This window comes from Microcoleus anatoxicus (assembly GCF_042465725.1).
GTDB lineage: Bacteria > Cyanobacteriota > Cyanobacteriia > Cyanobacteriales > Microcoleaceae > Microcoleus > Microcoleus anatoxicus.
Genome location: NZ_CP120853.1, coordinates 1,422,658 through 1,440,656 on the forward strand (window position 1 = coordinate 1,422,658; position 17,999 = coordinate 1,440,656).

The window sequence follows — 17,999 nt, forward strand, 5'->3', positions numbered from 1 at the left end:
AAGTCCTGTCTGTTGCTTTCTATAAAGCGATGAACAAGACAAGGGTGACAATTTTAAAGATTTTGTCAAATTTACCCGATTGAGACTCCAGAAAGATTCAAGCACTCTGGTGACTATCTTACAATGAAAGTATTAGAGTATGCAGTCGATCGACTCGCCGGCCTCAATCCTCGGCAAAAACAAATTCCCAACCAAACATCCCTTCCTGGGAAGTTGACAAATCTGCCAACTCAAACTAAAATAACGACCACCGTTCCCTCGGTAGCCGGACCACTGACACAGTTTGACCATAAAATTAAATAACTTCCCGACTCTATTCAACCCAGGATGAATCATCCATCTAGCGTTTACACACTTTGAGTCGTGCCAACTAGCCCGTGAAATTTTTTATGGAGGGTAACCTGTTAGCAGGGTAGAAATTGTTATTTAGCAATAGCCTAGACCTGAACAATTGGGCCAGAGTCGAAGCATTTTCTAAATCCCGCCGTCATTGTACTAACCACAAAGGATTTCAACCTCACACCATGCTTCAAGACACCCAAACAATCCGGCACTACCAAAAACTCACCGACGCCCTCGTCGAAATGTGGAATAGAGGTTATCGTTTTGATGACCTGCGACTCTACTTAGACGGGTATTTGGCAGCCCTCCGTCATTCAAACGGTTTAGAACCCTACCTGATACACAGATTAGAGGAAGAAGCCGCCCGTTATATTCACGACCCCTCCAATTTTGAAATGCCCATGCCCCAGCCTGAATCCGGCTATTACTAATACAAAATTTATCTGTAATAGTCAACTGGTTGGAATCTCTCGGTCAAAAAACCATATTTTGTAGGGTCGGTCGTGTCCGCCCTACAGCCGTTAAGGTTGGCAATTTGGGAATTTGGGAAAATTTAGAGTTCCAAATTCCGAACTAAGAATTCAGAACTCCAAAATTTCTTGCCTCCCATGATTTAAGAGGCTAAAGCAACTTCTACGGCTTGTTGCAATGCGCCTTTCTGATACATTTCGATCAGAATATCCGAGCCACCAATAAATTCGCCGTTAATATAAACTTGGGGAATTGTGGGCCAGTTGGAATATTCTTTTACTCCCTGACGAATTTCCTGGTCTGCCAAAACATCAACAGTTTCGTAAGGCACTCCCAAGGTATTGAGAATTTGCACTACATTATTAGAAAAACCGCATTGGGGCATTAATTTATTGCCCTTCATAAAGACCATGATTTTGTTTTGTTTAACCAAGTCGTCAATTCTTTGATGTGCTGCTGTACTCATGGTTGCTCCTCAATATTGCTAGAATAATTTTCAACAGTGACAGTTGCTTGTTAAGCAACTATTGACACCTTAACCAACTTGTGAACTCAATCGATCGCTCAAAAATTAAGCCACTTGACTTTGCGCGTCCCATTCTGCGGGAGTGAAAGTTTGCAAAGCCAAAGCGTGGATGGCTTCACTAGCCATTGCTTGTTTGAGAGCACCATACACCAGTTGATGTTGCTGTACTCGGCTTTTCCCTTCAAAGGCCGCAGAAACTACCCTGGCTTGGTAGTGGTCGCCACCACCAGTTAAATCATCAACTTTTACTTTAGCGTCTGGCAATCCAGTCTGAATCATTTCCGCTACTTGAGATGGTGTAACCATTGGTTTTTTTTGGGATAAACGGCTGCAATTTAGATTTTAGTGGAACTATCTATTTCTTAGGCGGAGTCGGCGGAGTGCTGCTGGCTGGTCGAGGATAGGGCGTATCCACAAACCCCAACTCCACTAACTGCTGGTAAGCTTTTTTGCCCAAGTCGCGAGTTGGCTGCTGAGACCGAATAATCTGAATCAGCAGTGGGACGGCGAGTTCGGGCTTATTTTGGGCTCTGTGTACTAACGCTAACCGATAGGTGGCTTCGTCGCGCATTTGGGCTGTTTCGACGGCTTTGGTGCGGTTGCTGTCGGCTAGGCGGATGTCTATTCCGGCAAAACTGCTGGATAGTTGTTGGTAGAAATTGGACAATTGATTGAAAATTTGGCGGGATTCTTGAAGTTTTTGCGAGGCTACAGTGTAGTTCTGGTTGGAAATAGCGCTGCTGGCTTCTGTCATTAAACGCTGGCCTCCGGGAATGCTCAAGATGCTGTTGCTTTGGGAGACGGGGCGGAGATTGTTGGGGTCGGTGGGGTCATCGGCTGGTTCGACTTGCGGTGGATTTCCTTGCCCAGATGGTTGTTGTGCTTGGGCTTGGGGTGGTTGCAATAGGGTTAAGGTGGCGATCGCCACAATGCTAATCCGGGCGGTGGAGCGAAGCCAGCAAACAGTTCCAGAGTATACCATGAAATTACTTTGCGCCCTGGGCGCTTTAAAAAAGATATTTAGCTTGAGCAGATCTTACCATTGGCGATCGCAACCGGATGAGTGTAAACCAAATTTGCGGAAATGTCAAAGGGGCACAGGAGAAGAGGAGGACTGGGGGACTGGGGGACTGGGGGACTGGGGGAGAGATGGAGAGGAGTGGATGACTTTTGAGATAACATAGAACCCAAATTATAATTTTCAAATTTTGTTTAACCCATGCCGAATCTAGCAAAATCAACTGGAACGATCGAGATGAAATCCCATAAAAATTAGGTAGAATTTTCACCTAATAAGAAACTTGACTCGACCTCTGGGTACTCTTAATCGCAGAATGGGTTATGGGTGAGGGGTAAGGGGTGATGGGTAATACCAATTTAATAGCTCGTTGCATATATTTCGATACCCCTAAATCCCCCTTAATAAGGGGGACTTTGACCACCATCTTGTCCCCCCCTTATTAAGGGGGGGTTAGGGGGGATCAGATTCTATGGAGCCTCATAAAAAATTGGTATCGCACACAAAAACCAACTCAGTCGTTTCAACCGTCAATTATTAGGGGAAAATCAAATGGTTAAACAGAACCAAATTCAACAGGAACATTTCTAATGGTACAGCCGCCAAGTAAACCCGAAGCCTCCACTCTCATAAATTATCAAGGTATAGGAGTCCCAGATGAAAGTCTGGCATTGATTTTGCAACGCGGAGGAGATGAAGTGCTACTGTCAAAAGCGACCGATCGCTTTACAGTCCGCCCCTCATCCACAGCATCAGCCTCAAACCCTTGGTTAGTCAAAGCCCAAGCCAAACTCATCCGCCGCGTCGCCAACAGCAATCTAGAAGAATATTTGGTTGCGCCCGCCCTTCTCAATACGGCCATGCAAGCGGCCAGGGCCAGCGATGCCGTCGCTTTTGCTAGCCACGTCTATTGTCCCGCCAACAATCCGGGTACATTCTTTTATTTAACCGATCGAATTACCATTCAATTTACCGAACAACTAAAAGAAGAATCGCGAAATGCGATCGCCAATGCAGCAGCATTAAAAATACTCCGACAAGTAGAAGGAATTCCCAACACATTTATCTATGAAGTCACCAAACAAGCCACAGAAAACCCAGTCAAAATAGCCAACCGTTTGACCAGATACCCAGAAGTTCTCGTTGCAGAACCAAACATTATAGTACAAACTCAACACCACTATATCCCCCGCGATCCGCTGTATCCCCGACAGTGGTATCTCAATAACAGAAGTGGTAGCCAAATGGCAGTGGGTTCTCACGTTTTTGCCGAAAAAGCCTGGGACATTACTCGCGGAATACGATCGATCGTAGTCGCGATCGCCGACGATTCCGTGGACATGACACATCCCGATTTTCAAGGCCAAGGCAAAATCGTTTTTCCCCTAGATTTAAAAGACGGCGACTTGTCCCCAATGCCAGTCCTCGACTCCGACAACCACGGCACATCCTGCGCCGGTGTCGCCGTGGCGGAAGAAAACGGCAAAGGCATTGTCGGTGTCGCCCCTGGATGCGCCCTAATGCCCATCCGTACTACAGGCTACCTGGACGATGATTCTGTTGAACAAATATTCAATTGGGCGATCGACAAAGGGGCCGCCGTCATTTCTTGCAGTTGGGGGCCATCAGCAGTTTATTTTCCGCTTTCCCTCAGACAAAGTGCCGTCATCACCAAAGCAGCCACCCTAGGGCGCGGTGGCAGAGGTTGCGTCATTGTCTTCGCAGCCGGCAATGCCAACCGCCCAGTCAACGGTACGATTAACGAAAAAGGCTGGCCCGATGACATCATCAAGGGTCAAACTCGATGGCTGAGTGGCTATGCTGTTCACCCAGACGCGATCGCGGTTGCGGCTTCGACTTCCCTGAATAAAAAAGCAGCCTACAGCAATTGGGGTAGTAGTATTTCGGTTTGCGCCCCCAGCAATAACGCCCCGCCAGGAACTTGGATGCAGCAAACTGGATATATCAGCACTCCGCCGGAGGTGACGCAAGATTTGCCCGGTTTGGGAATATTTACTACCGATCGCATCGGGACTGAGGGTTACGATCCAGGGGACTATACCGACTCCTTTGGCGGTACTTCCAGCGCCACTCCTCTAGTGGCTGGGGTGGCAGCTTTGGTACTTTCGGCCAACCCCCGTTTGACGGCGCGGGAAGTGCGGGGAATTCTCGAACAAACTGCTGACAAAATTGTTGATGGCGATCCCGATCCCCAGTTGGGTACTCGCATGGGTACTTATGACACTCAAAATCAGCGTAGCGATTGGTTCGGTTACGGGAAAGTGAATGCTTTTCAAGCTGTGCAAGCGGCTGTGAGAAAGGGTGGCGGCAATCCGAATATTGGTGATTCGAGGTTTAGTGATATTTCTGGACATTGGGCTCAGAAGTTTATTGAGGCCCTGGCGGCGGCGAATATAATTAGTGGTATGCCGGATGGTTCTTTTCGGCCGGATGAGAGTTTAAATCGGGCTCAATATGCTTCGTTGTTGGTGACTGCGTTTAGTCCGGTTCCGAAGATGCCTGCTACGAATTTTATTGATGTTTCTGCTAGTTTTTGGGCCAGAAGTGCGATCGAACGGGCGAATCGGGCTGGCTTTTTGTCGGGGTTTCCGGGGTTGAAGTTTGGCCCGAATTTGAATTTAACTAAGACTGAGGCGATCGTGTCTTTGGTTAATGGTTTGGAACTGAAGGGGGGAAATCCTGATACTTTGAAAGTTTACACCGATCGCTCTCAAATTCCTAATTTTGCTTTAAGTGCGATCGCCACGGCAACTAGCTTGAAGATAGTGGTTAATTATCCTTCCCGCGATTGGCTTTCGCCACAGCGGGATGTCACCCGCGGAGAGATTTCAGCTTTGATTTACCAGACTTTGGTGGCGATTAAACGGGCCAAGGCGATCGATTCTCCTTATATCGTTTAACCACAATTGTTCTGCTGTAACTCAAATGAGTATCACTCGAAAAAGCGACTAGGCGATCGGCTCATATCAATTCCGGTTACACCGGAATGATGTTGACTGTTGACGGTTAATGTTTGACAGTCAACAGTCAACTCGAATTTACTATTCCGATGCTAACAGATTTGATATCAGACTTTGCTGATGTCGAATACAAACCAACAAAAACCCGTTTCTTTATTTGTAGATTTGTTGTAAACTTTTGACGGTACTTTGTAACCCTTGCTTCAGCAAAATTTCCAAGTATTCATCGAGAGATTTAGGGGGATTTTTCAAACGTTGATGACAGGTTGTTACAGCGTTAGCAACCTTTAGGTAATTCAAGTCAATTAAGTCTAAGATAAAATCATCTGGGTGTTGAGCCTCAATCTCATATTGGTCGAGAATCAACGGTGGAAAGTCCTTGAGGTTAAATGTAACGATCGCACTAGCCTCTGATTTGATAGCTGCTGCTAGAATATGTCGATCGTTAGGATCTGGTAAATTAAGAGAAGGAATTATCCATTCATAACCTGTCACCAAACAGTCACGGACATAACGATTCATCAAATCTTTAGTACGAGTCAACTGCTCTATTGTCAAGTCAGGTCGATTTTTGAGAACATTGCGTATCCACTCATCATGTATTTCGTCAGTCCAACGGGCTTGAAAAAGATCGGTTAAGGCTAATTGCATCAACAAATCGCGTAATGGGGCAGAATATAATACGCACGCATCATATAAGGCGATCGGATTAGAGGCCATAATTACTCATAGCCCATGTTCAGTTCTTGTGCTTGGAATGCCAGTTCATCAAGCACTTTTAAACGTTCATTATCAATCCATTTCTTATACTTCATAACATCTTCAAAGCGGATACGTTGATGTCTTCCGACTTGATGAAAGGGAATTTCCCCTGATTTTAACAATTTCGTTAAGTAAGGACGGGATACGTTTAGCAATTGGGCCGCTTCTTGGGTGGTGAGTTCGGCATTAATAGGAATTAAGGTAATTGCTTTACCTTGGGCTATTTGTTCTAGGATCTCAAACAAAAGTTGGAAAGCGACAAAAGGAATATCAACTACTTGTTCGTTACCATTGGATTCAACAATTTTAATTTTTTGAGTTGAAGTGCGAACTGTCTGAAAATAAGCAGCCAGAATGCGACTACCTAGCTGAGACAGTTGAGTATCGGCTTCAGAGGGAATGACTGGTTCTTTACTTTGAGGAAGGGCTGTCATAATTGATTTTAAGTAGATGAGTTGTTATAGCAACCACCAAGATGATTAGGATATTTCGAGGGAGTTTATCCTGAGCGTATAGCCTTGGTGACTGCTATATTATCAGTGTAGCGCCTACAATTTATTCACCCTCGCAAATTGCCCAATGCTTTGAATGCAAACTGTGGTAAAGCCAACATCCTACGCCAGCGCCAAGGTTCTTGATAAAGTCGATACAACCATTCTAAATGATTGTCGCAAAACCAAGCCGGAGCACGAGTTTTTGTTCCCGCCCAAATGTCGAAACTGCCACCTACTCCTACCCAAATAGATTGAGGACAAAGATGTCGGTGTTTGGCAATCCAAAACTCTTGACGCGGCACTCCCAATCCGACTAAAATCATTTTGGGTTGGATTTTTTTCAGGGTTTCCAGGAATTCTGGTTCTTCTTCAGGTGAGAGATAGCCATGTTGAGATATAATAGATATTCCGTTCATCTGCTGTTGCCAAGTTTCTGCTGCTGCGATCGCCACTCCGGGGGCACCTCCAAAGAAAAATACTGATTCCCCATGCGGCAATTTGGCCGCTTGTTCCAGCAAGGACTCTGCTAATTCAATCCCCGGAAATCTGTTGACTTTTTTACCTCGCATTCTCAAGTACAGCACGACTCCGGCACCGTCTGGAATCACGAGTTCCGCAGAACTAATTATATCGGCTAAAGCCTGATTTTTCTCGGCTTGCATCGCCATCTCTGCATTCAGCGTGACGACGTGACTTCCTAATCCTTGATGCAGACGCTCTATCAGCCAACCTGCACGATCGTCTAAGATGTGAACTGGTAGTCCCAGCACAGAAAATTGTGAGCGCGATCGATCCATATTTTTTGACGGGAGATTCCTACACAGGTAGTTATACCAGAAGGAAGAAGCAAGAAGGAAGAGGGAAGAGGGAAGAGGAAGAGGGAAGAAGGAAGAAGGCCCTTCGACTACGCTCAGGGAACGCTTCAGGAAGAGGGAAGAGGGAAGAGGGAAGAGGGAAGAGGGAAGAGACAAGAGTGAGAATGCTCACATCCAAAATCCCCAATCTAAAATCTACAATCGATCGACCTAATTAGCGTTCGCTCTTTTTAACAGACCCATCAGCGTACAATTCCATCGGGACTAACTCTATTTTGCCATTCACTTTAATTGTAGAATAGACAATTTTTACAAAAGGAGCATTGTTGTTATGCTGATGACGGTGAGACATGGTAATTACCTCCACATTATTTACAGAATAGGAATTTTCAACAAAATGTTAATTTCGATTCAAAATATATTTGCTCGACTAAGATAGACTTAAAATTACAGTCAAATCCTAGACAAGGGAGAAACTATGACAACTCGACGGTCAAAAAAAATAAAAATTGAGAGACACAGAGCAATCTAATTTCTGATATATTTAAAAGTCTATTCAGAGCAACTCAGCTAGCTTCAGGAAAAAAGTACCAGGAAAACTAAATGGCGATCGCAACAGCTCAGCGGCAAAGCAGGTTAGATTATTACTACCAACAAATCAAAAGCATCATTCTCAAGCGGCAAAACCCAATTACCGGCTTACTCCCGGCGAGTACCGCCGTTAACGCCCACGGCGACTACACCGATGCTTGGGTGCGCGACAACGTTTATAGCATCCTCGCAGTTTGGGGCTTGGGCCTAGCTTACCGTAAAATTGATAGCGATCGGGGTAGAACATTTGAACTCGAACACAGTACAGTAAAACTGATGCGAGGCTTGATGTTTGCGATGATGCAACAAGCCAATAAAGTAGAAAAATTTAAAAATACCCAGTTACCCCTAGATGCCTTACACGCCAAATACAATACCCAAACTGCAAATATTGTTGTCGGCGATGATGAATGGGGACACTTGCAGTTAGATGCAACATCCATATTCTTATTAATGCTTGCTCAAATGACAGCTTCGGGATTGCACATTATTTTCACAATCGATGAAGTAAATTTCGTGCAGAATTTAGTGTACTATATTGGTAGAGCATACCGCACACCCGATTATGGAATTTGGGAAAGAGGCAATAAAATCAATCGGGGCAATGCCGAATTAAATGCCAGTTCAGTAGGAATGGCAAAGGCAGCCCTTGAAGCAATAAATGGATTAGATTTGTTTGGAATAAACGGCTCTCAAGCCTCTGTGATTCACGTTTTACCAGACGAAATTGCCAGAACTCGCATCACATTAGCATCGCTTTTGCCTCGCGAATCTAGTTCCAAGGAAGTAGATGCGGCTTTGTTGAGCATCATTAGTTTTCCCGCTTTTGCAGTAGAAGACAAACAATTAGTTGAACGAACCAGAAATAAAATTATCGAAAAATTGCAGGGAAATTACGGCTGCAAAAGGTTTCTACGGGACGGACACCAAACAGTATTGGAAGATGGCGATCGCCTCCACTACGAACCCACAGAACTAAAGCAGTTCGAGCACATTGAATGCGAGTGGCCGCTGTTTTTCACTTACCTATTATTAGACGGAATATTTGAGGGAAATCCAGCCCAGGTTGCCGAGTACGAACAGCGTTTGGCATCCCTCACCGTAGAGCGTTCCGGTTTATCTCTGCTACCAGAATTGTATTACATCCCAGCCGACAATATCAATGCAGAAAAAATCAATCCCCGCAGCCAGCAGCGCTTACCCAATGAAAACATCCCCCTAGTTTGGGCGCAAAGTTTGTATTTTCTCGGTCAATTATTAAACGATGGATTAATTGCGATCGGTGACATCGATCCCCTGGGAAGACACCTCTCAGTGGGGCGGCACAGAGAACCTCTAGTCCAAATTGCACTGTTAGCTGAAGACGAGGATTTGCAAGCAGAATTAGCAGCCAATGGAATTGCAGCCCAAACTCCAAAACAGGTAGAACCAATTCAAGTCCGTCAAACTAAAGAATTATCAGCCATTTACACCCAAATAGGACGCAATGACCAATTAGGCTTGACCGGCCGTCCCGTTCGCAGGCTACGGAGTTTGACCACTTCAAGGGTGTTCCAAATTCGCGGAGAGGCGATCGTCTTTCTGCCCTCTTTTCTAGACAGACAAGAGTTTTATTTAACCCTAGATTACCATTTTTTAGTATCTCAAATCAATAGTGAATTAGCTTACATTCACCGTCATTGGTCTCAGTTGGGACGACCTACCGTAACCCTGATGCTGACTCACAGAATGCTGGAAACTGGTCGGGAAGCTTTGTTAAACTTGATGAAAGAACTCCGCGACGGACACTGCAAAAATACCCAGGTAAAGTTAGGGAATCTCAATCAATTAATATTGACTGCGGGTACGGAAAAGATTGACTTTCTTCACGATTATGATTTTACGGAATCTCCAGTAACAGGTGCTGTAGAAGCGCCGAGCTATCTCCGTTATAATCATGCAATAACAGGGCCTTTGGGTCACACTCAAGAATTCAAATTAGAGTGCGAAACTAATACTAGCTTATTGCTCACAAGCCTGCGGAAATCAGAAAATTTGTACGAACAGATTGAGTTGCTGCACACCCTAGTACGCCTCAAAGGGATGAACTTTGAGACTGGATTTGGCTCCCAGGGAGAGAGTGTTAAAGTTGTAGATTTGCTCAATGAAGTTTATACGAAAGCCGGAGATAGTTCCCAATCTAAAATTCACTGGGCAGTCATCCGTTATGCTGCGGGTTTGCTGGATAAGATTGATATCAGCTTGTCCGATGCCGTGACGGATATTTTGGTGAGACAAAAACAGATATCCGTGGGGAAAGCTTACAGCGAAGCTTCCCTGATTTCTCGACCTGGTTCTTACATGGAAGTGATGGACAAAATTCGCCAATTCTGTGGCGAAGACGTTCGCGATCGCGTTCTCACCCAAGAAGTTCTAATATACCTTGGTTTGCTAATTAAAGCAGAACCGCAGTTATTTAAAGGACTGTTGACCCTGAGAGTTAGCTATTTTATTCTGTTGCTAACTAGCGAATTGGCGCGCGAATTGGGAATTACGCAAAATGAAGCTTACGAAGATTTAATGCAGTTAAGTCCCTTTGAAATTAAAAACCGCCTGCGCCAAGTTTTGTCAGAGTATGAGGAAATGAATCAAGTCCTGAAACAGCAAGAATCTCTGCGGGTCAAACAATCGGAAAAAGAAATAGAATGGGTGGTGGCTCCAATTTCGTCCGAGCCCCAAATGCCGGCGGGTGGATGGCGCAGGAAGCGGCAAATGGAAGGTGCTGTTAATCGGGTTCCCAAGGATTTTTATCCCAATGTTTGGGGACTGCTACGGCACTGCAAGGGCTTGATTATTGGGGATAAGTTGGAACGCAGAAATCGGTTGGACAGTGAGGTGATTTTATCGGAAATGACTCCTGGTGAAAAGAATTTTGCCCTCCAAGTGGAGCATTTGCTGAATAAAATTGTTGCGCCTGAGTACAGACAAGTTAATATTGAGGCATTGATGGAGTTGGCTGCGATCGCCCAACGCAACCCAAAGCTACAAATAGAAGAGTACATCGTCTTAGATGTATTGATCGGTCACGCTGTCAGGCTCAATTGGCTGGAAAAACACTTGGAAAGATCAGATAGATATGATGAAGATAAGGCGGCGGCTTGGCAAGCTTTTTATAATACTTCGCCTTATGTCTGTGCAACTCATGTTCTGAATGCTTTCCGATTCTTAACGCAGTTTGGGTAAATCTTATAGGGGCATCGGGCATGGGCATTAGTGTCAACTTAACGTCAAACCCTGTCACAGACTGCTGTTTGACTATTAAGGCCAGATCCCCCCTAGCCCCCCTTAAGAAGGGGGGGACAGGAGTCTTCTCTTTCGTCCCCCTTCCCCCATCCCCCCCCAAGGGGGGAAGGGGGAAGGGGCATGGGGCATTGCTTGCAAATAACCAATTCCCAATTCCCAATTCCCAATTCCCAATTCCCAATTCCCAATTCCCAATTCCCAATTCCCAATTCCCAATTCCCAATGACTTTGGGCAATATCAGTCTACAATTTGTAACGTTGAGCCTTATTGAAGTGCAGGAGCGAAGCTGGCTTGGATAACGCGAGTCTATCGAGAAAACCCCCGCAAGCATCAGAGCTTGGGATTGACGAAATTCCAGAAGCAGTACGAGACCATTCATACCTAGAAGTAAAGCCTAGTCAGTCCAAAAGAAAAGGGCTGATTTGGAAACTGCTAGCCTTGGGTGTCGTAGCCTTTGGGGTCAGCGTTTGGCTGCACCTCAACTTTAACTTTTTTCCAAATACCAGTAGGGCAGAGCCAACTCAACAAAACCCAGTATCGGAGAGTTCGCCCTCAACTCAGAGTCCGGTTTCTAGCCCAAAAAGCAGTACGGCCACACCGGACAAGTTACTGGGACATTTACCTTATCAAGAAGCACCAGCCTCTGACTTGGTAGCCGTCACCGGAGATGGCGGGATCAAACTCCGCAAAGCCGCAGCCGCCAAATATCAAGAAATGGCAAACGCGGCTACTGCCCAAGGCATATATTTTGCTCCCATATCCGGTTTTCGTTCCCTGGAAGACCAACAACACGTATTTTTTGACGTGAAAGCCGAACGTAAGCAAAATGTCAGCAAGCGGGCAGAAGTCAGCGCTCCTCCAGGATATAGCGAACATCATACCGGTTATGCGATCGACTTGGGAGACGGCAGTGTCCCATCAGCAAACCTCAGTACCAGCTTTGAAGATACCCCAGGATTCAAGTGGCTAGAAGCTAACGCCAGTTCCTTCAGTTTTGAATTGTCCTTCCCCAAAAACAATCGCCAAAAAGTCAGTTACGAACCTTGGCACTGGCGGTTTGTGGGGGATAAGCAAAGCCTCGAAACTTTCTACAAAGCTCATTCCTTGCCTTGACAATTTCAGATGTTTCCGAAAGACTGGTATTTTCAATTAAGTTCTATTAATTACCGCGTCGAGCCCAATTTGTGATTGCAATTTATCCAGGCAGCTTTGACCCGATTACTTTGGGTCACGTAGATATCATCGAGCGAGGCTGTAAACTGTTCGATCGAGTAATCGTGACCATAGTCCGAAATCCCAGCAAAGTCCCTCTATTCACCGTAGAAGAACGGATAGAACAGATTCTCTGCTCTACTAAACACTTGTCAAATGTAGAAGTAGATAGTTTTGAGGGTTTGACAGTAAACTATGCTAAAATGCGGCAAGCCAAAGTGCTGCTGCGGGGGCTGCGAGTATTAACAGACTTTGAAATGGAACTCCAGATGGCCCACACCAATAAAACCCTATTGGGTGAAATTGAAACAGTATTTTTGGCGACTTCTAACGCCTACAGCTTTTTAAGTAGTAGTGTAGTGAAGGAAATAGCCAAGTTTGGTGGCTCCGTAGATCATCTTGTTCCGAAACACGTCGCCCTAGATATTTACCAATGTTACGCCAGCAGGAACCAACTCGCATCGAACCCAACACCACCGGACGCAGCACTGAGAACGAACTACCTCAGCACCCAGCAGCCTTCGGAGACGACACCAGAACCGCAGGAGTAGACATCCAGCGGGAATTGAATCGGCTTGAGGAAATTGTTCTCGACAGTCCGCGTATCCCCATGACCAGACGTACTCTGGTGGATGAAGAACAGTTACTTGACCAGCTAGACTTGGTGAGGCTAAATTTGCCCATCGCCTTTCAGGAAGCCGAGTTGATTATCCGCCACAAGGATGACTTGCTGCAAGAGGCCGAACTCTACGCTCAAGAAGTCATAGAAGCGGCAGAACAGCGAGCGGCAGAGCTTTTAAACGATATGGGCCTGATCCAGCAGGCGAAGGTGGAAGCGGATCAGTTGCGACAACAGGTATTGCTTGACTGTGAAGCAATTCAGCAAGCGACGCTGGCGGAAGTTGAACAAATTCGCTATCAAGCTCAAGAAGAATTGGCAGAAATGAGAGCGAGGGTGATGGCGGAATGCGAGGAAATTCAAAACGGGGCCGACGATTACGCGGATCAAGTTCTCGATGATATTGAGCGTAAACTCAGCGATGCGCTGCGTGTGGTTCGCAACGGCCGCCAGCAGTTGGATAATGTTTCTGGCTCTTGAATTTATACTCCCAAGGAAGGGCAGGCAGGATGCCTACCCCACAAGCAGGAAGGTAACTCTTTGTGGAATAGGCAGAATGCCTGTTCTTGATGATGAGTAATGGCAGTTTGTTGGTTAGCGAACCTCTTCATAAAATTGTTTTAAATACCTCCCAGAAACTCCAAAACCCCACAAAAAACCAATCGCAAGATAGATAAAAATTGCTTTAAATTCCCCCCAAGAGGCAACTCGCCGATCGCTACTTTCGACTATCCTATTGACTAACTTAATTTTACCTAGTCTGACTAATTTTAAACACAAATCTGCTTCCTCCATAATTGGTAGTTCTGCATCAAAACCATCGCATTCTAAAAAATCTGTACGACGGCAAAAAATCACTTGATCCCCAAATATTAACCGCAATCCTTTGATAAATAAATGAGGGCGAAATAATAACGGGGCATAGTAAGTTTTCAGGTAATTATGTAGCGAAAAACCCCATCTTGTTTGTTGGGAACCCGACATCAGAGAGATAAATCCGCCAGCGACTATTTGACTGTCAAACAGGGTTTTCTGGATGACGCCTACCATGTCATCTGGTACTAAAGTATCAGCGTGGAGAAAGCACAGAATGTCACCAGTGGCGGTTTGTGCACCTAGGTTCATTTGGACGGAACGTCGGGGTATATTGCTATAAATAACCTGGGTTTGGCAAGAAAGGGCGATCGCAACTGTTTCATCTTGACTACCACCATCTACCACCAACACCTCCCAAGCAGCAGGATTGAGAATACTGAGTTGACGGAGAGTACGTTCGAGACAAGCCGCTTCGTTTAGGGTGGGAATAATAATAGAAACGCGATCCATCTGGTTAAAATAATTATGCCAAAAGTATTATATAGCAACCGCTAACATGGTTAGGATACCTCTGGTCACTGAGCGTAGTCGAAGTGTCCATATAGTCTTGGCGACTGCTATAATGATAAACTGTGGCAATGTAAATCATTATAGGTAGGGAAAATCATGGCAAAAACTGAAGTCAAAAATGATTTAGAATTCTACGATGAAAACGCCGATAATTGGTGGGACGAAAAATCTAAAATCTACGCTCTTTACCATCTCAACAAACCCAGATTTGAGTTTTTCGATAGACACGCGACCAATTGGCAGGGATTGAAAACCTTAGATGTCGGTTGTGGTGGCGGTTTTTCCTGCGAGTTTATGGCAGAGAGAGGGGCTATAGTTTCGGGAATAGACCAATCTGAGAAATGCGTTCAAGCCGCCAAAAATCATGCAGTGATTAGCGGTTTCGAGATTGACTATAGACAAGGTTTTGCAGAAAATATGCCCTACGATGATAATACCTTTGATGTGGTAATTTGTGTTGATGTTCTAGAACACGTTGCCGATTACAAACAAGTTGTGTCAGAGGTTCACCGAATTCTGAAACCGGGAGGATTGTTCTTTTTTGATACAATTAATCGAACATTTTCCTCGCAAGTTGTGATGATTGGGCTGATGGAAAATATCTTGCAAGAAATTAGGAAGGGCGTTCACGATTGGGACAAGTTTATTATGCCAGAGGAACTGTCTGTGGTGATGGGCGATACTGGTTTTGGGAATATCGAAATTAAAGGTTTTGATATGTTTGGCAAAATTGGTGCTCTTTTAGCTGAGATGAATGGTTTTTGGGGAAATTTGATGGGCGGAAAGCAGCTATTTCCAGATTCTGGTGTGATGAAACAAGCATCTCAAACATTAATGTCTAATTTCGGTAATTATGTTGATTACAAAAAGTCTGGGTTGTTTAAAATCCAAATTAATGAGGATACTTCGATTATGTATGTTGGGGTGGGGATGAAGAATAATTAGTCATTAGTCATTAGTCATTAGTCATTTGCGGTTCCCTGAGCGGAGTCGAAGGGTTATTTGCGGTTCCCTGAGCGGAGTCGAAGGGTTATTTGCGGTTCCCTGAGCGGAGTCGAAGGGTTATTTGCGGTTCCCTGAGCGGAGTCGAAGGGTTATTTGCGGTTCCCTGAGCGGAGTCGAAGGGTTATTTGCGGTTCCCTGAACCCTTCGACCCTTCGACTCCGCTCAGGGCACCGCTCCGCTCAGGGAGCAATAACCAAAGCGCCTTGGCGACTGCTATAACTGAAAATTATTAGCAAGTATTCTGCGGTGGGTGCGATCGCGCCCATCGCACTTTTTCTGCCCAAAATTACCACCCACCAACACTATACACGGTCACTGAGCGTAGTCGAAGTGTCCAGATAGGCTTGGCTTGGCGACTACTTGTAAAACCAGATACTTAGCTTATTGTAACAAAACTTAATGTTATGCTTTTGACAATTTATCGAGATTATATGGTAGCTTATTGATTATAAATCGCAATAACTACCGGAAGTTAATAGTACCTGGAGGTCAATCATCGTGACAGCAACAGCAGCAATGGTGTCCTTGTTTGCCGATCGCACCTGCGACACACAAGCCCCGTACAGCCAAAAACTGATGAATTTGTACCCAAATTCAGAAATACCCGACCTCGATAATTCTCAAGATGTCAGCATCGCCGTCTTAGAAGGGCTGGGAAATCTCATGGTGGGCGATCGGACAGTTACTTTACAACCGGGAGTATTGGTGTTTGTACCCGCCGGCATTCCGCGCACCTTAAAAGTAGCAACGACGCTGAATTTGTTACTAATTAACTGCGAAGCAGACCCCGATCTGAGCGAGTCGGCTTGGTTAATGAATTTTCAACTTTAAGCAGATGAAAAAACAGTGTCCTTGCTGTCTTGATTCCCTGATTTCTCAGGTTCACCGCAATCGCATCTACTGTTTTTGTCTCAATTGCAGGCAGGAAATGCCAAATCCTGATGCAAAAAAAATAAATCTTAAACTCAGGCAACTTTCACCTTCGGAGTAACAATGTCGAAATCAATTGGTCTTTTTTACGGAACCACAACTGGTAAAACTGAGTCTGTCGCTGACATGATTCGGGATGAATTTGGCGGTAGTATCGTGACTTTGCACGATATCGGCAATACTGACAGCGATGATTTTGCTGAATACGAATGTTTGATTATCGCTTGTCCTACCTGGAACATCGGCGAACTCCAAAGCGACTGGGAAGGATTTTTGCCAGAAATCGAAAATATTGATTTTAGTGGCAAGAAAGTAGCTTATTTGGGAACTGGCGACCAAGAGGGCTACCCGGATAATTTTATGGATGCAATGGGGATTTTGGCTGAGAAAATCACGGAACAGGGTGGCGAAACTGTTGGCTATTGGCCGGTAGACGGCTATGATTTTAATGAATCTAAGGCCGTGGTTGATGGCAAATTTTTCGGTTTGGCGATCGATGAAGACAACCAATCTGAGATGACGGAAGCGCGGGTTAAATCTTGGGTATCTCAACTCAAGAAAGAATTTGGGATCTAGCTAGCATTTTACTTGTTCCCAGGCTGTGCCTGGTAACGCAGATCCGGAGGCTCTGCCTCCAATTTTACTCCGCGAGGCAGAGCCTCTAGATATCGGTTCCTAGGCAGAGCCTAGGAACCAGTTATTCTGAATAACTTTATTTCCAGCTTAAAATTGATGAGATTTACTTCAGATGATGTGCTGTGGCTAAGTGCCAGTCCAAGTTTGCAATTATTCGATCGCTCTCTGCTTAACTACTTAAATCAGTCAGTACCAATCCAAATATGGGAATACGAACAAACTGAAGATGAAGGTTGTTCTTTAGATGTCGCTGTTGAGCTACTACATCACTATTTAAAATCGCGCGATCGCCCAATTCATCTAATAGGGCATAGTACCAGCGGACTACTTGGTTTAATGTATGCACGCCGTTATCCTCACAAAGTAAGCTCTTTGGGGCTTTTAGCTGTCGGCTTACCATCTAATATTAATTGGCAAGCTCATTACTATACACATCTTTCGGCTTTTACCTGGAGCAGCGAACAAGTTTTAACGCAAATGGTAAAGGATATGTTGGGAGAACAGAATCAGTATATCAATCAAAGATTTGTATCGTATTTTGAAGAAGATTTAGCACTTTCGCCTTGTCCTCACTCCTTATTCACGATGAGTAATTTCCGTGATGAGGGTGTAGAAGTACCTTTGTTGTTATGCAGTAGCAAGACAGATTTTGTCGTATCTCCCATGCTCATGCGCCGCTGGTCGAAATTTCTTAAAAAAAGCGATCGGCTTTGGGAATGTAAAGACGGTAGGCATTTTTTCCATCACTTCTATCCAGAACAAGTCGGGGAAGAAATACTTAATTTTTGGCTATCTATACACAGCCGCCAACCGATTTTAGATTTGAAGTTCTAAATTTGCGATCGCCACTATTGACATCTATAACTAACAAATTTTGGCTACTAAAATCAGTCTACTCGCCAGGCTGCCCAAATTAATTACAGCGTAA

The 17,999-nt window shown here is 44.9% G+C and carries 19 protein-coding genes; 11 read left to right on the forward strand and 8 right to left on the reverse strand.

Annotated elements, in window-relative coordinates; translation table 11 throughout:
* Positions 1-123: 123 nt before the first annotated feature.
* Positions 124-303 carry a hypothetical protein gene (locus P2A85_RS06025; RefSeq protein ID WP_377478088.1) on the forward strand — a complete coding sequence of 60 codons (180 nt, stop codon included), beginning with the start codon at positions 124-126 and terminating at the stop codon, positions 301-303.
* A 221-nt stretch (positions 304-524) separates the two neighbouring features.
* The gene (locus tag P2A85_RS06030; protein WP_340522145.1) at positions 525-773 is read left to right on the forward strand and encodes a DUF6761 family protein; all 249 of its coding nucleotides are present in this window, start codon (positions 525-527) and stop codon (positions 771-773) included.
* A 182-nt stretch (positions 774-955) separates the two neighbouring features.
* Here P2A85_RS06030 and grxD read toward each other — a convergent pair whose 3' ends face one another.
* The 3 genes from grxD to P2A85_RS06045 form a co-directional block, all read right to left on the reverse strand.
* Positions 956-1,279: a Grx4 family monothiol glutaredoxin gene (gene grxD, locus P2A85_RS06035; protein WP_377478089.1), complete on the reverse strand. Its 324-nt coding sequence runs from the start codon at positions 1,277-1,279 to the stop codon at positions 956-958.
* A 105-nt stretch (positions 1,280-1,384) separates the two neighbouring features.
* Positions 1,385-1,645, reverse strand: a complete 261-nt coding sequence (locus tag P2A85_RS06040) for a BolA family protein (protein ID WP_340522120.1) — start codon at positions 1,643-1,645, stop codon at positions 1,385-1,387.
* 49 nt (positions 1,646-1,694) lie between these two features.
* Positions 1,695-2,321: a hypothetical protein gene (locus tag P2A85_RS06045; protein WP_377478090.1), complete on the reverse strand. Its 627-nt coding sequence runs from the start codon at positions 2,319-2,321 to the stop codon at positions 1,695-1,697.
* Between the two features lie 626 nt (positions 2,322-2,947).
* Between P2A85_RS06045 and P2A85_RS06050 the strand changes: the two genes are divergently transcribed.
* Positions 2,948-5,278: a S8 family serine peptidase gene (locus P2A85_RS06050; RefSeq protein ID WP_377478091.1), complete on the forward strand. Its 2,331-nt coding sequence runs from the start codon at positions 2,948-2,950 to the stop codon at positions 5,276-5,278.
* 213 nt (positions 5,279-5,491) lie between these two features.
* On the opposite strand, the gene P2A85_RS06055 is transcribed toward P2A85_RS06050, so the two are convergent.
* The 4 genes from P2A85_RS06055 to P2A85_RS06070 form a co-directional block, all read right to left on the reverse strand.
* Positions 5,492-6,058 (reverse strand): PIN domain-containing protein, encoded by a 567-nt coding sequence (locus P2A85_RS06055; protein WP_096830622.1) that lies wholly within the window; start codon positions 6,056-6,058, stop codon positions 5,492-5,494.
* Positions 6,059-6,060: 2 nt separating this feature from the next.
* Positions 6,061-6,534, reverse strand: coding sequence for a helix-turn-helix domain-containing protein (locus P2A85_RS06060; RefSeq protein WP_340522114.1), 474 nt, complete (start codon positions 6,532-6,534; stop codon positions 6,061-6,063).
* A 125-nt stretch (positions 6,535-6,659) separates the two neighbouring features.
* Positions 6,660-7,391, reverse strand: coding sequence for a WecB/TagA/CpsF family glycosyltransferase (locus tag P2A85_RS06065; protein ID WP_377478092.1), 732 nt, complete (start codon positions 7,389-7,391; stop codon positions 6,660-6,662).
* Positions 7,392-7,623: 232 nt separating this feature from the next.
* Positions 7,624-7,761 (reverse strand): hypothetical protein, encoded by a 138-nt coding sequence (locus P2A85_RS06070; protein WP_377478093.1) that lies wholly within the window; start codon positions 7,759-7,761, stop codon positions 7,624-7,626.
* Between the two features lie 251 nt (positions 7,762-8,012).
* Here P2A85_RS06070 and P2A85_RS06075 point away from each other — a divergent pair, with 251 nt between their 5' ends.
* The 4 genes from P2A85_RS06075 to P2A85_RS06090 all read left to right on the forward strand — a co-directional run bounded on the left by P2A85_RS06075 (position 8,013) and on the right by P2A85_RS06090 (position 13,594).
* Entirely contained in the window at positions 8,013-11,222 is a 3,210-nt protein-coding gene (locus P2A85_RS06075) for a glycoside hydrolase family 15 protein (RefSeq protein WP_377478094.1), read from the forward strand.
* 352 nt (positions 11,223-11,574) lie between these two features.
* Complete coding sequence (locus P2A85_RS06080) at positions 11,575-12,396, forward strand: D-alanyl-D-alanine carboxypeptidase family protein (RefSeq protein WP_377478095.1); 822 nt, start codon at positions 11,575-11,577, stop codon at positions 12,394-12,396.
* 71 nt (positions 12,397-12,467) lie between these two features.
* Positions 12,468-13,046, forward strand: a complete 579-nt coding sequence (coaD, locus tag P2A85_RS06085; protein ID WP_377478096.1) for a pantetheine-phosphate adenylyltransferase — start codon at positions 12,468-12,470, stop codon at positions 13,044-13,046.
* A complete protein-coding gene (locus P2A85_RS06090) occupies positions 12,929-13,594 on the forward strand; it encodes a DivIVA domain-containing protein (protein WP_377478097.1) in 666 nt (221 codons plus the stop codon). The genes coaD and P2A85_RS06090 overlap by 118 nt, the downstream gene beginning before the upstream one ends.
* A 114-nt stretch (positions 13,595-13,708) precedes the next feature.
* On the opposite strand, the gene P2A85_RS06095 is transcribed toward P2A85_RS06090, so the two are convergent.
* On the reverse strand, positions 13,709-14,440 hold the full coding sequence (locus tag P2A85_RS06095) for a TIGR04283 family arsenosugar biosynthesis glycosyltransferase (protein ID WP_377478098.1): 732 nt from the start codon (positions 14,438-14,440) through the stop codon (positions 13,709-13,711).
* A 156-nt stretch (positions 14,441-14,596) separates the two neighbouring features.
* Here P2A85_RS06095 and ubiG point away from each other — a divergent pair, with 156 nt between their 5' ends.
* The 4 genes from ubiG (at position 14,597) to P2A85_RS06115 (ending at position 17,905) form a co-directional block, all read left to right on the forward strand.
* Positions 14,597-15,445 carry a bifunctional 2-polyprenyl-6-hydroxyphenol methylase/3-demethylubiquinol 3-O-methyltransferase UbiG gene (gene ubiG, locus P2A85_RS06100; protein WP_377478099.1) on the forward strand — a complete coding sequence of 283 codons (849 nt, stop codon included), beginning with the start codon at positions 14,597-14,599 and terminating at the stop codon, positions 15,443-15,445.
* 558 nt (positions 15,446-16,003) lie between these two features.
* Positions 16,004-16,336 (forward strand): cupin domain-containing protein, encoded by a 333-nt coding sequence (locus tag P2A85_RS06105; protein WP_377478100.1) that lies wholly within the window; start codon positions 16,004-16,006, stop codon positions 16,334-16,336.
* A gap of 162 nt (positions 16,337-16,498) precedes the next feature.
* The gene (fldA, locus tag P2A85_RS06110; protein WP_341734042.1) at positions 16,499-17,011 is read left to right on the forward strand and encodes a flavodoxin FldA; all 513 of its coding nucleotides are present in this window, start codon (positions 16,499-16,501) and stop codon (positions 17,009-17,011) included.
* Positions 17,012-17,167: 156 nt separating this feature from the next.
* Positions 17,168-17,905: an alpha/beta fold hydrolase gene (locus P2A85_RS06115; RefSeq protein ID WP_377478101.1), complete on the forward strand. Its 738-nt coding sequence runs from the start codon at positions 17,168-17,170 to the stop codon at positions 17,903-17,905.
* Positions 17,906-17,999 lie beyond the last annotated feature (94 nt).